Origin of the sequence: Eubacterium sp. OM08-24 (assembly GCF_003438075.1) — a bacterium.
In the GTDB taxonomy this organism is placed as follows: Bacteria; Bacillota; Clostridia; order Oscillospirales; family Acutalibacteraceae; genus Ruminococcoides.
Genome location: NZ_QSTA01000001.1, coordinates 89,409 through 102,165, shown reverse-complemented (window position 1 = coordinate 102,165; position 12,757 = coordinate 89,409). Strand labels below are relative to the sequence as shown.

The 12,757-nt window shown below is 41.3% G+C and carries 11 protein-coding genes and 1 tRNA gene; 1 reads left to right on the top strand and 11 read right to left on the bottom strand.

Translation table 11 applies throughout. The features are described from left to right. Positions 1-193: 193 nt before the first annotated feature. From DXC23_RS00525 to DXC23_RS00515, 3 genes are all read right to left on the bottom strand, one after another. Complete coding sequence (locus tag DXC23_RS00525) at positions 194-913, bottom strand: CpsB/CapC family capsule biosynthesis tyrosine phosphatase (protein ID WP_117704267.1); 720 nt, start codon at positions 911-913, stop codon at positions 194-196. 24 nt (positions 914-937) lie between these two features. After that, positions 938-2,008 (bottom strand): 3-isopropylmalate dehydrogenase, encoded by a 1,071-nt coding sequence (leuB, locus tag DXC23_RS00520; RefSeq protein WP_117704266.1) that lies wholly within the window; start codon positions 2,006-2,008, stop codon positions 938-940. A 134-nt stretch (positions 2,009-2,142) separates the two neighbouring features. Beyond that, a complete protein-coding gene (locus DXC23_RS00515) occupies positions 2,143-2,772 on the bottom strand; it encodes a histidine phosphatase family protein (RefSeq protein WP_117704265.1) in 630 nt (209 codons plus the stop codon). A gap of 72 nt (positions 2,773-2,844) precedes the next feature. Between DXC23_RS00515 and DXC23_RS00510 the strand changes: the two genes are divergently transcribed. Further along, on the top strand, positions 2,845-3,513 hold the full coding sequence (locus DXC23_RS00510) for a helix-turn-helix transcriptional regulator (RefSeq protein WP_117704264.1): 669 nt from the start codon (positions 2,845-2,847) through the stop codon (positions 3,511-3,513). 584 nt (positions 3,514-4,097) lie between these two features. Here the strand turns inward: DXC23_RS00510 and DXC23_RS00505 are convergent. The 8 genes from DXC23_RS00505 to rsmB all read right to left on the bottom strand — a co-directional run bounded on the left by DXC23_RS00505 (position 4,098) and on the right by rsmB (position 12,751). Then, a complete protein-coding gene (locus DXC23_RS00505) occupies positions 4,098-5,726 on the bottom strand; it encodes a PASTA domain-containing protein (RefSeq protein WP_117704263.1) in 1,629 nt (542 codons plus the stop codon). Between the two features lie 149 nt (positions 5,727-5,875). After that, positions 5,876-5,951 (bottom strand) — tRNA-Ala (locus DXC23_RS00500). A 53-nt stretch (positions 5,952-6,004) separates the two neighbouring features. After that, positions 6,005-6,634 (bottom strand): thiamine diphosphokinase, encoded by a 630-nt coding sequence (locus DXC23_RS00495; protein WP_117704262.1) that lies wholly within the window; start codon positions 6,632-6,634, stop codon positions 6,005-6,007. A gap of 15 nt (positions 6,635-6,649) precedes the next feature. Continuing rightward, on the bottom strand, positions 6,650-7,537 hold the full coding sequence (gene rsgA, locus DXC23_RS00490; protein ID WP_117704261.1) for a ribosome small subunit-dependent GTPase A: 888 nt from the start codon (positions 7,535-7,537) through the stop codon (positions 6,650-6,652). Positions 7,538-7,542: 5 nt separating this feature from the next. Next, the gene (gene pknB, locus DXC23_RS00485) at positions 7,543-9,627 is read right to left on the bottom strand and encodes a Stk1 family PASTA domain-containing Ser/Thr kinase (protein WP_117704260.1); all 2,085 of its coding nucleotides are present in this window, start codon (positions 9,625-9,627) and stop codon (positions 7,543-7,545) included. Positions 9,628-9,647: 20 nt separating this feature from the next. Continuing rightward, a complete protein-coding gene (locus tag DXC23_RS00480) occupies positions 9,648-10,373 on the bottom strand; it encodes a Stp1/IreP family PP2C-type Ser/Thr phosphatase (RefSeq protein ID WP_158552383.1) in 726 nt (241 codons plus the stop codon). Between the two features lies 1 nt (position 10,374). After that, the gene (rlmN, locus tag DXC23_RS00475) at positions 10,375-11,460 is read right to left on the bottom strand and encodes a 23S rRNA (adenine(2503)-C(2))-methyltransferase RlmN (protein WP_117705036.1); all 1,086 of its coding nucleotides are present in this window, start codon (positions 11,458-11,460) and stop codon (positions 10,375-10,377) included. Further along, positions 11,420-12,751 (bottom strand): 16S rRNA (cytosine(967)-C(5))-methyltransferase RsmB, encoded by a 1,332-nt coding sequence (gene rsmB, locus DXC23_RS00470; RefSeq protein WP_117704258.1) that lies wholly within the window; start codon positions 12,749-12,751, stop codon positions 11,420-11,422. The genes rlmN and rsmB overlap by 41 nt, the downstream gene beginning before the upstream one ends. Positions 12,752-12,757: the final 6 nt, after the last annotated feature.

Sequence of the window (12,757 nt, the reverse complement as noted above, 5' to 3'; positions counted from 1 at the left end):
AGAATAATCGTTTAGAGCAGAAAGTTTAGTTTTATAAATTTAAAATTTAGGTCAACCTTTTAACTTCGGGACGGAAACATTTTCTTTTACCGTACTTTGTTGCCCGACCGACAATCTGTTAAACCATAATTTTCCCTTTATAAAACCAAAATTAAAAGGATGCACTGCAAAAGTACATCCTTTTTGTTATTTATCAAAGTGCGCTGTTGAAGATTTCCTCTGCGTTGCCCATCATTTTTCTTACTGTGCTTTGTCCGCATTTTGCAGAAATAAAGTCCAAAGCCTCTGTAAATGTGCGTGGGTCATTATGGGTCAATGAATGTGCATCACTGCCGATAACATCAATATATCCGCCTTTTATAAGCTTTATAAGCTTAAGTTTTGAGAAAAATGACGCTTTTTTGGTATAAGAATTGGTGTTGGTCTGAATAATTACACCCATATCCTTAAGCTCACCGATAATAGACGGATCGTTGATTAAAGCAGGGTATCTTTCAACATGAGTAAGAACAGGAATCATATTGTAATTCTCTGTAAGTTTTACAAAATACTCCATAGTGTGACTTGAAAACTGCGATGTGTAAGCAAACTCGGTAAGTATGTAATTTGAGTTGCCGTAACAAGCGCAGGAAAAGTCATCTCCGTTAAACATATATCGAGTGACATAAACTTCCGCACCAACAACAACTTTCATACCGTCAGGAATCTGCGGCATAAGTTTATCAATCGCATACTGTCTTTTTGCGGCAAAATCCTCTGCGCTGATTTCATTTGTATAAAAATGAGGAGTAAGACAAACATTAGTTATGCCTTGTTTTTTTAGTTCATTTAATATAACAAGGCTTTTTTCTACGCTTGGCGCTCCGTCATCAATTCCAGGAAGTATATGCGAGTGCATATCGTACAACTGCATTTTACTCCTCCATTCTGTTAGATATTAAAGTGCCTCACATACGAGGTCGCCCATCTGCTCACAAGTAACCTTGTTAGTACCCTCTTCGTAAATATCAGGTGTACGGTTGCTCTCAAGCACCTTTGTTACAGCTGCCTCAATAGCGTCTGCTGCCTTTGGCTGATCAAGTGAATAACGGAGCATCATTGCAACAGAAAGAATTGTTGCAAGCGGGTTTGCGATACCAAGACCTGCAATGTCAGGAGCTGAACCATGGATTGGCTCGTAAAGACCGCTCTTACTCTCTGAAAGGCTTGCAGATGCGAGCATACCGATTGAACCGCTGATCATAGATGCCTCGTCTGAAAGAATATCGCCAAAGATATTTGAAGTAACAATTACATCGAACTGACCCGGATTTCTTACAAGCTGCATAGCGCAGTTGTCAACATACATATAGTTAAGCTCAACCTCAGGATATTCCTTAGAAATTCTTGTTACAGTTTCTCTCCAAAGTCTTGATGACTCAAGAACATTAGCCTTGTCTACACTTGTGAGCTTTTTGTTTCTCTTCATAGCGAGGTCAAAAGCTACTCTTGCAATTCTCTCTACCTCAGGTACGGAATACTGCTCTGTATCCCAAGCGGCAGGCTGACCGTCAACCTCTGTTCTGCCTCTCTTGCCAAAGTAAATACCGCCTGTAAGCTCACGAACGATCATAATATCGAGTGAACCGCCGATGATTTCATCTTTAATCGGAGATGCCTTTTTGAGCGGCTCAAAAATAACAGCCGGACGAAGATTTGCAAAAAGGCCGAGTGCGCCTCTGATGCCGAGAAGACCTGCCTCAGGACGGTTGTTGCCCGGCTGATTGTCCCACTTAGGGCCGCCTACCGCACCCAAAAGCACGCTGTCTGCCGCCTTACACTTAGCAACTGTTTCATCAGGGAGCGGAACGCCTGTTGCGTCAATAGCACAGCCGCCAAGGAGTGCCTCGTCATATTCTACTGTAAAATTAAACTTTTCGCTTACCTTGTCGAGTACCTTAACTGCCTGATTTACAATTTCAGGGCCGATACCGTCACCTTTTAACAAAACGATTTTGTAATCTGCCATATTAAAAATCTCCTTTGAGTTAATATATAATAATTGCGTAGGTTCAGACATATTATATTGCCTGTATATTACATTATTGCACAATTTTTTACAAAAGATTGTAAACTGTGCTACAATTTAAGCTATTTTAAAAATTAATCTTCAACATCTTTTTTCTCGGGAATAACAGAGAAAACTTCCATAATTTTATCTCTCTGCCAAAGCTGTGGAGTAATTCTTACCGAGTAGCCAAAGCCGTTGTCCATTACCCACTCAAAAGGCTTAGCCTGCGGCATTCCATACACTGCAAGCAAGGTCATAATTACACCGCCATGAGTGATAATTACGCTTTCGGTTGTACCCGTTTTTATAAGTCCTTCAACAATGCTTTCAAACATTTTACAAATTCGGCGAGTAAAATCGGCGTTGCTCTCTCCCCTCGGCGGTTTTACGGACGGATCGCCTGCAAGCCACTTTTGAAAATTCTCGTCACCGTTGAGATCATTTGCGGTTTTACCCTCCCATTCGCCGAAATTGCACTCTGAAAGATTAGCAATTACAAGCGGATTTTGCTCGGGATAAAGAATTTTGCAGGTCTGCGTACATCTCTTTAAAGGACTTGTAAAAACCGCCTGACAACCGGGATAGCGGTATTCGTAATCGAGCTTTCTCAGCTCCATTTTGCCCTTGTCAGAAAGTGGAACATCTGTTGTGCCTATGTATTTGCCCGACAAAGTTTCGTCAATACTTCCATGGCGAATAAAGTGAATAATATAAGATTTCATAATTGTAACTCCTATGGTATTTACAAATTGTAATTAATATATTATACTGTTCGTATAAAAGAGGTGCTTTTAATGAACAGTGATTTTCCTATGATAATTTCAATGCTGAGAAAGGAACGCAGACTAAGCCAAAAACAGGTAGCTGCCGACCTCGGCATTTCTCAGGCTTTGCTCTCTCATTACGAAAAAGGAATAAGAGAATGTGGTCTTGATTTCCTTGTAAAAACCGCCGAATACTATGATGTATCGTGCGATTACCTGCTTGGCAGAACTCCAAACAGAAACGGGGCGCAAATGCAGCCTGCAAACTTACCCGATGCGGAAATTCCGACCGTAGAGCAGGGCAGCAATATGGTTGCTCAGGTAAACAAAAAGGTGGTAATGAACACCACAGCCGTAATTTTTGATATACTCGACAAACTCGGCAACAAAAAGCTGACAAATGCCGTAAGCAACTTTCTGATGAATGCACAGTATCAGGCTTTTCGCTCAGTGTATTCGTGTGAGGAAAGCAATCCACAGGATATGTTTACGCTGAATGTAACAAAGTACAGAAGTCTGTGCAGTGCCGCAATGACGCTTGACCTTGCAATGATAGATGCGATTATAGCAAGCAGAACAGAAAACACATCAATGGCGCTCTCGCCCGACCTGCTTTCAAGATACTTTGAAAAAGGCACTGCATCGCTGTTTACTTTGGTAAGAAATGCGGAAAAAGGCGTTAAAAGTAAGTTTAAATAACAGTTTACCGCAAAACAATAGTGTAAAAAATTTAAAATTTAGGTCAACCCTTTTTAAAGGCTTGTGGGTTTGGGCAGAGCCCATAAAATAATAAAACAGTACAAATTTTAAATAAAATAAACAGCTGTAATTACAGCGTAGAATAACTAAATTTTAGATTAATTAAAAACTTAAAAGTAAAATAAAAGTCAAGACTAAATAGTGGCAGAAAGTTAGTAAGTCACACTTTAGTCGCAGTAGGGAGAAACATTTTATAGGACGCAAAAGTTTGTAGGTGTTGCTGATTTGCCCTTGAAAAGCGGCAAATCAGTAGTTTTAGTAACGAGGCTTTTCTTTTATTGCTGTCGCATTTTAATGGCTTTCGTCGTTTGGCTATTAAAATTTGCGGTAACTTAAAGCATTTGTGGGCGTTGCCCACAACCTTTAAAAAGGTTGACCAAACTTTTTAATTTTTAATCGGATAGTTTCTTCGTGATGCAACTCTTAATCCCAACCGAAAATAAGCAACACCTAATCCACAACCAATAAATTAAAATGGCTGAGTCAATAGATAATTGATTCAGCCATTATTTTTAGCTTTAATATCAGGAAGTCGCCTGAGTTGTGGTCTGCTGTCTGCCTTTGCTGACAATGATAATGATGTTTGAGCCACTCTCAAGTGTGTCGCCTGCAACATGGTTCTTGTAGCCTATAACTCTGTTTTCGGCTACTGTATCGCTGTACTGGTACTCGGCGGTAGCAAGAAGTCCTGCATCTGCGAGTGACTGCGCTGCCTCGTCAATTTTATTACCCTGAATTGCCGGTAATTCACGCATCTGAGCGCCAAGGCTGACTGTTACAGAAACGGTAATTCCGTCCTCCTGATCTACCTTTGAACCTGCCGGTGGGTACTGCTGCATTACAACACCCTCGGCATATTTATCGCTGTATGCGTCATTATAATCTCTGTAAACCACAACAGTGTCATCGGCTGCTGCTGCCTTTACTACATCTTCGTATTTCATTCCGACATAATTCGGAACGACAGGGCCTGTCCACTCTGTGCTTGAGGTTGATGCTGCTGTTGCGTCATTATTGCCTGAAAATACACCTGCAAGCGGATTTTGCATAAGCCAGAATACTCCTGCAATACCAAGTACAAGCACTGTAACGGCAACAGAAATAATTACAATAGATGCGTGCGACATACCGTTTTTCTGTCGAGCCTGCTCCTTTGTAATGTTCATACTTGCTGTTCTTGAAATTTCGTCCTGAATAGCCTTTGCTGTATGTGCAACAGAAAGCTGTGAACGAAGTTCGTCAAAATCTGTAATTCTGTTCTCCCTTTGTACCTGCAAGCCGTTTGCAAGGGCAGATACAACATGAGGCGGCAAACTCTTTACAGTTGATGTGCTCATAAGAAGTCTGCTGTCTTTCAATCTCTCTAACGCGCTCTTTGGAAGATGACCTGTGAGTGCATAGAAAAGAGTTGAACAAAGGCCGTAAATATCTGTAATATCATCAAGAGGGAAATTTTCTTCATACTGCTCTGGTGCTGCTGCGCCTGAGAAAAGCTGAGATTTAAGTGCAGTGCCACGCTTGCGCTCATTTTCGGTAGCATAACCAGACATTCTGATCTTGCCCGAAGTTGTAATAAACAAATTCTTTGGTGCTACCGCATAGTGACCTATGCCACGCTTATGCAATGCCTCAAGTGCTGAGATAACAGGCATAAACAATGGTCTTGCAATGTCCCAATCAAGTCTGCCGTTGCTGCGCTCTATATACTCCTCAAAAGGAATAAGGTCCTCTTTTTCTTCTACAACATAAACTGTATTATTTTCTTGAAAAATGTCAACAATATTTGTCAACGCCGAAAGATCCTTTAAATCGGAAACAATTCTGAAGTATGAAACAAACTCATCTCTAAGTTTATTAAAGGTAAGTCTGTCATCGTAATTAACTTTTAATTCGGTTTGTCCCTCATCTCTTGAAAAAAGACCGATTGGCAAAAACTCGGTAACAATCACAACATTGCCTGTCTGCTTTTCATAAGCGATATAGCGTGTTGACTCACCGTTAGTATCAAGACCGACACCTGTTAAATATCTGCCGGCAAGCTCAGTGCCGAGTGGCAGAAAAGGGGACGGTTGAACCTCTGAATTATCAAAATGGCAGTGAGGGCAGACGGTACTGCCGTTTAACTCCTGCATACAACCCATACATAATGACATATAAAATTCAACTCCAAATAGAATAAAACAAAACGAAATGATACAATTATATTATATCATAAGGTTATAATTCTTTTCAAGACTAATGCGTGTCATTATAATTACAGTTTTGTTATACTGATTATAATAAACAGGCACAAAAACTAATGTGGTGGAGATAATGGGGCTCGAACCCATGACCTTCTGACTGCCAGTCAGACACTCTCCCAGCTGAGCTATACCCCCATATTGATATTAATTAATAATTATACACAATATAATGAAAATACGAATTTTTATTAATTAACAACGCTGTTTAAAATAAATATTGCATTTCCGTAATTAATTTTTACGGCGGCTTTGTCTGTCGTAAATATATTTGAAACGCCCATTGCATCCTCAGCCGTAAGCACAAGATTATCGGCGGAATACTCTGCACCTATGTATGTTACATTCACGCTTTCACACGCAAACGGGAAAACCGAAAAGGTCTTGCCCTTGCAATCGTTAATCTTATACTCGCCCTTTTTGAGAAATCGTATAATTTCTCTGCTTGAAACTATCTCCCCCTTTGCTCCCTTTTTGTCAAGATACATAAGTGTGGAGATATTTGCAAAAGTGTGGTCAAACCTGCCCCCTGTTGCGGCAAGTATTAAAAAATCATCGTATCCTCGGCTAAGCGCTACTCCAATACAATGCAAAAGGTCTGTATCGTCTTTATGCGAATTCAGCTTAATGATTTCGCAGTCATCGGGCAGCTCTCCGCTGTAAGAATCAAAGTCACCCACAATAAGGTCAGGCTTTATGCCTGCTTTTTTTGCGTATTCATAGCCTTTGTCGGCGCATATAAGATAATTGCAGTCTTTAACCTGTTCTGCTATAAAATTAATTTCAGCATCAGGCGAACCTGCAATTATCACACAACGCATAAAAATCCCCTTAAATTACTTTTTCAACTGCCATTTTTTAATATCTTTTACCTCATTATACATTGCAACATAGCTTGCGTGGCGAGTTTTTTCTATTTCACCGTCAGAAAGTGCCTGCAACACTCGGCAACCCTTTTCGCAGGTATGTGAGCACGAGGTAAACATACATTCACCGAGATACTGTTTAAACTCTGGAAAACAATACTGCAGCTCGTCTTTGTCTATAATTTCATACCTTTGCAAATCCACTGTTGAAAATCCGGGCGTGTCTGCAATGTAGCAGCCGTCAAGATTAAACAGCTCAACTGCTCTTGTAGTATGGCGGCCTCTGCCGAGCTTGTCGCTTATCTCGCCTGTTGCAAGGCGTAAATTTGGAAACAGCATATTGAGCAAGGTTGACTTGCCCACACCGCTGTTGCCTGTAAAAGCCGAAGTTTTGCCCATGAGCAAAGCTTTTAGTCTTGCAACCTCATCTTCCCTTTGAGGAGAAGTACAAAAAACCTCAAAGCCTGCATTTTTGTATATAGAGGCAACCTTTTCGCCGCTTTCGATATCGTCCTTAGATATTACAATTATCGGCTGCATATCGCTGTTAATTGCGGCGGCGGTCATTTTATCTATAACCGCATAATTAGGGTACGGCGATACAGTCGAGCAAACTATTACAAGCACATCAATATTTGCAAGCGGTGGACGCTTGAGCTTGTTTTTCCTCGGTAAAATCTCATCAAGAGAAACAAAACCCTCTTTTTGAATTGTTATTTTCACTCTGTCGCCAACAAGAGGAGAATTTCCGCTTTTGCGGAAACTTCCTCTTGCCTTACATTCGTATATTTGATTATCGCACTCAACATAGTAAAATCCGCCGAGCACCTTCATCAATAATCCTTCGTTACTGCTCATACCGATTAATAAGCCGCTGCTGTCGGCTCGGTAGCCTCGGTTGCAGGAACATACGGTTCTGTCGGAGGCTCTGTGTATGGCGGTTCGGTTTCGGCAGGAGCTGTGGTAGCTACTACATACTGATGAGTACCTGTCGGTGTTACCACAAGTGTTGAGTAGTCTATGGTGTACTCACGATATACCTGACCGTCAAGCTGAACAACAATGTTTGAAATGCCCGAACCCGTAAACTCAAGGGTGCAGGTCTTGTTGTACTGCGGTACAAGTGTTTTTGAATACTTAGGGTCTACGACACCGTCTACAATAACTGTCATTTCAACAGATTCGGGAGCATTTGTAGGTAAGTCAACATAAACATTTACGGTTGCAATGTCGCCCTTACCCGAGCTTACTGTAAGTGTTACAACAGTGCCCTTGTCTACCTTGCCGTACTGCAACGGTGACTGCGAAAGAACCGTATCCTTTGCCTCTTTGCTCTCGTCATCATAAACTGTTTCTACTGTAAGTCCTGCATCTACGAGCTTTGTCTTTGCCTCTGAAAGCAAAAGACCCGAAACTGATGGGATAGTTACCTTTTCGTCCCTCTGTCCGTTTGCAACATAGATATAAACGGTAGAACCTATATTTGTCTGAACGCCTGCCTTAGGGAATACCTCTGCAACATATCCCTTAGGAGTTTTTGTGTTTTCAATATAAATAATCTTTGGCACAAGGCTCTTGCCCTCGATTATTGAGGACGCATCTTTCTCTGAATAGTTAAGAATATAAGGAACAGAAACATTTGTGTCTGTTCCGTTTACCTTGAGTGTAATCTGCGAACCCGACTTAACAAGTTTAGAATCGGCGGCAGGCTCTTGCTCAAGAATTACGCCAAGCTCTTTAGATGGATCGTACTTGCTTTCGATAACAAAATTAAAGTTCTCTTTGTTATCGGCATTTGCCTCGGCGATTGTTTTGCCGACAAAGTTAGGAACTTCCACATCTTTTGCCTGTGAGGTTGTGCAGCCTTTGAAAAGCGCAAGACCGACAAACACCGCTACCACAACAACGGCAGAAATTATAATGCCCTTAATTGCATAGTAAGACGGCTTGTGTACTACCTTTTCTTCTTCCTCTGCCGTATCAATTTCAGGCTCGGGAGTTTCTTCCGGCTTTGTAACAGCCTTGTCAAACTTGCCGCTGTTTGTCTTTGTATCCTTTAGTGAAGTGACAAACTTTGTAGGCTGATTGTCAACAAACTTGGAATAATCAAAAACAATGGACGGATTAAGTCTGAAACGCTCCATATCGTTGAGCATTTCAGCTGCCGAGTTATATCTGTCGGCAGGGTTCTTTTCCATTGCTTTCATTGTAATCTGCTCAAGACCGATTGGAATAGCGGGGTTAAGCTCTCGTGGGCGCTTTGGCGTTGACTGTAACTGCATAAGAGCTACGGAAACTGCGCTGTCTGCATCAAACGGGAGCTTGCCCGTAAGCATTTCATAGAGCATAACGCCGACAGAGTAAATATCAGACTTGCCGTCTGTTGCCTCTCCTCTTGCCTGCTCCGGTGAGATATAGTGAACCGAACCGATAGCGTGTTCTGTCATTGTGCGTGTTGCCTTGTCAGAAAAGCGGGCAATGCCAAAGTCTGTTACCTTGATTGTGCCGTCCTGCAAAAGCATAATGTTCTGCGGCTTTATGTCACGATGAACGATGCCATGCTCATGAGCGTGCTGTAAAGCCTTGAGTACCTGACTTGTAAGATATAAAGCCTCTTTCCACTCAATAATACCCTGCTGGTCAAAGTACTCTTTAAGTGTAATGCCGTCAATGTACTCCATTACAATATACTGAATCATATCACCAAAGCTGACATCGTACACCTTAACAATGTTAGGGTGAGAAAGTGTGGCAATAGCTTTAGATTCGTTTTTAAAACGGCGAATAAACTCCTCATTATTGAGATATTCGTCTTTAAGGATTTTTATGGCTACCTCACGGTCATCAAGAGTATCGTTACAGCGATATACATTAGCCATACCGCCAACGCCGATTAGCTCATGAATTTCATAACGGCCGTCAAGTCGTTTGCCGATATATTTATCCAATTTATTTCACTCTCCGTTTCTCAGTAAATAACCGTAGCGGTAATATTATCTGTTCCGCCGCCTTCCTTTGCCTTTTCAACGAGCTTGTTAATAAGGCTCTCGCCTCTGTTTTCATGGCAAATTTTTACCATATCGCCCGTTGTTATGCAGTTGGAAAGTCCGTCAGTGCATATCAAAAGAACATCGCCGTAAATAAAGTTTGCCTCTATATAGTCAAGCCTTACAGACGGTTTTATTCCGAGTGCTCTTGTTATAAAATTCTTATTTGGGTGATTCTGTGCCTGCTCATAGGTAAGCTCGCCTCTGCGCACCATTTCCTGCACAACAGAGTGATCCTCTGTAAGCTGTTTGATTTTGCCGCCTCTTATTGCATAGGTACGGCTGTCACCAACATGGACAATATGAACTGTTGTATCCTTTACAAATACAAATTCGCATGTTGTACCCATTCCCGTAAGCTCAGGGTCTTTAATTGAAAGCTCATATATCTTCATATTTGCGTTTACAACAATTTCTGCTATAAGCTCGCCGATTTGTTCTTTGGTCATATCATCTTTATATAAATCGGTAATTTTGGAGCTTATGTATTCAACAGCTGTTGCACTCGCAATATTGCCACCATTGGCACCTCCCATTCCGTCACAGACTACTGCCCAAGCACAGCTGGGAGAAATAACTCCGAAGCGGCAGTCGTCCTGATTTTGAGAACGCACTAAGCCAATGTCACTTTTGCTAAAGACTTCCAAGTTATTTTCCTCCTTCGTTAGTATGATTTCGTCTGAGCTGACCGCAGGAAGCGTTAATATCACTTCCAAGGGTTCGCCTGACTGTTGCCGCAATATGTTTTCGGCCGAGTATATTTACAAAGGCCTGCTGCCTTTCAATACTGCTTTTTTTATATCCTGTTCCGTCAACCGTATTTACGGGGATAAGATTTACATGACAGTTCATATCGGCAAGCCTGTCCGCAAGCTCGTAAGCATCTCTGTCAAAGTCATTAACACCGCTTATCATAGAATATTCAAAGGTAACCCTTCTGCCTGTAATGTCAAAGTAATCCTTGCAAGCCTTTAAAAGCTCATCCATTGAATACCGCTTTGCAATAGGCATAGTTTTTTTCCTTACTGTGTCATTTGGAGCGTGAAGCGACACAGAAAGCGTAATGCCAAAGTGCAGCTTTGCAAGCTCGTAAATTTTGGGAACTATGCCGCAGGTGGAAATTGTAATGTGGCGCATACCTATATTAAGTCCGTTATCGTCTGAAACAAGCCTTAAAAATTTTACCACATTGTCAAAGTTGTCGAGCGGCTCGCCCATTCCCATAAGAACAATATTTGATATTCTGATATTCAAATCCTTTTGTGCCGACTCAATTTGATTCAGCATTTCAGACGGAGTTAAGCTCCTTGAAAAGCCGCTCTTGCCCGTTGCGCAAAAGGTACAGCCCATTTTGCAGCCGACCTGAGTGGAAATACAAATTGAATAACCGTGTTTGTAATTCATTACAACAGATTCAACACATTCACCGTCATTGAACGAAAAAAGATATTTTACTGTCTTATCATACCTTGAAATTAGTTTTTTTTCAATATTTGCAACAGAAATGTAACAACTTCTTTTTAAAAAATCCTTGATTTTCGCAGAAACATTAGACATTTCATCAAAAGAAGTGACATTTTTGTTAAGCCATTGATATATTTGCTTTGCTCTGAATTTTTCAAAGCCGTTTTCGGTTACAAGGGTGGTAAGCTCGTCTAAGTCAAGTGATTTTATATCAATTAAGCTCAAAAGATTACCTCCTTGTAAATACTGATATGTAAAAGCCGTCGCCATCATAGCTGTGCGGCATAAGCGTTATTTCGTATGGCTGTTCTTCATACGCTCTGCCAAGCTGAGGGGGAAGCTCAAGCGCAACACCCTCAAAATCGCTGTGCTCGGCAAGAAATTTTGCTGTATTTTTATTGTTTTCCTGCGGATTCAGTGTACAGGTCGAATATACAAGTTTTCCGCCTTTTTTTAGATATTTTGCGCTTTCGCAAAGTATTTTATACTGAATATCAGCAAGGTCTGTATCTATAAGGTCATCCTTATAGCGAATTTCCGGCTTTCTTGAAAGCACTCCGAGTCCGCTGCACGGCACATCGCAAAGTATTCTGTCTGCCAACGGCAATTCCTTATCGGCAGACGCACCATCACGCAGGGAGGTTTCAATAATATTGATACCAAGTCTTTTTGCGCCTTTTTCTATAAGTTTCAGCTTATGCTTGTACATATCGCAAGCAATAATTTTGCCGCTGTTGTGCATATATTCGGCTGTGGTAAAGGTTTTTCCTCCGGGGGCAGAGCAAATGTCAAGCACCGTCTGTCCTTTTTCGGCAGAAAGAAAATAAGCACAAAGCTGTGAGGATAAGTCCTGTATATGAAACAAACCGCCCTTGTAGGCTTTAAGCCTTTCTATTGAACCTGTATCAGCAAGCCTTACCGAATTTTCGGGAAAATCAACCTTTTCGGCTTTCACCTTATCATCGGCAAGCGCATCTATGAGCTTTTCTGCGGTTGTTCTTAATGTATTTACCCTTGCGTAAATATTCGGTCTGCCGCTCAGCTTTTCCAAAATTTCCTTAGCATTTTCTTCGCCATAGGACTCAAGCCATAGCTTTACAAGCGGCTGCGGGCAGGAATATTTTACCGAATAATACTCCGCCTTATTTTTTATATCGGGATATTTTACTTTGCAGTTATCCCTTGCAAAGCTGCGCAAAATTGCATTGATAAATCCTGAAGATTTCTGGAGCTTTTGCTGTTTTGCAAGCTTTACGCTTTCGTTTACGGCGGCACTTTCGGGAACTTTGTCCATAAATGCCATTTGCAAAAGTCCAAGGCGGAGAATAATCTTGGTTTTCAATTCTATTTTCCTTAAAGGAATTTTAGAATACTGCTTAATAATGTAATCAAGCGTGATTTTTCGCTCAAGAACACCATAAACGAGCGCCGAAGTAAAGGCAGCATCGAGCGGTGTAAGCTCGCCCTCCTTTACCGCATTGTTAAGCGCAATATTAGAGTATGCTCCGTCCTGTTCGATTTTCAGTAATACTTTAAATGCAGTTTTGCGTGAATTAGCCATTAAAAA

Excerpts from the sequence above, each read along its gene's own strand:
- DXC23_RS00495 (WP_117704262.1), bottom strand. The coding sequence starts at position 6,634 with ATGCGTTGTGTGATAATTGCAGGTTCGCCTGATGCTGAAATTAATTTT.
- rlmN (WP_117705036.1), bottom strand. The coding sequence starts at position 11,460 with ATGGCGACGGCTTTTACATATCAGTATTTACAAGGAGGTAATCTTTTG.
- DXC23_RS00525 (WP_117704267.1), bottom strand. The coding sequence starts at position 913 with ATGCAGTTGTACGATATGCACTCGCATATACTTCCTGGAATTGATGAC.
- rsgA (WP_117704261.1), bottom strand. The coding sequence starts at position 7,537 with ATGAGCAGTAACGAAGGATTATTGATGAAGGTGCTCGGCGGATTTTAC.
- leuB (WP_117704266.1), bottom strand. The coding sequence starts at position 2,008 with ATGGCAGATTACAAAATCGTTTTGTTAAAAGGTGACGGTATCGGCCCT.
- rsmB (WP_117704258.1), bottom strand. The coding sequence starts at position 12,751 with ATGGCTAATTCACGCAAAACTGCATTTAAAGTATTACTGAAAATCGAA.
- DXC23_RS00510 (WP_117704264.1), top strand. The coding sequence starts at position 2,845 with ATGAACAGTGATTTTCCTATGATAATTTCAATGCTGAGAAAGGAACGC.
- DXC23_RS00515 (WP_117704265.1), bottom strand. The coding sequence starts at position 2,772 with ATGAAATCTTATATTATTCACTTTATTCGCCATGGAAGTATTGACGAA.
- DXC23_RS00505 (WP_117704263.1), bottom strand. The coding sequence starts at position 5,726 with ATGTCATTATGTATGGGTTGTATGCAGGAGTTAAACGGCAGTACCGTC.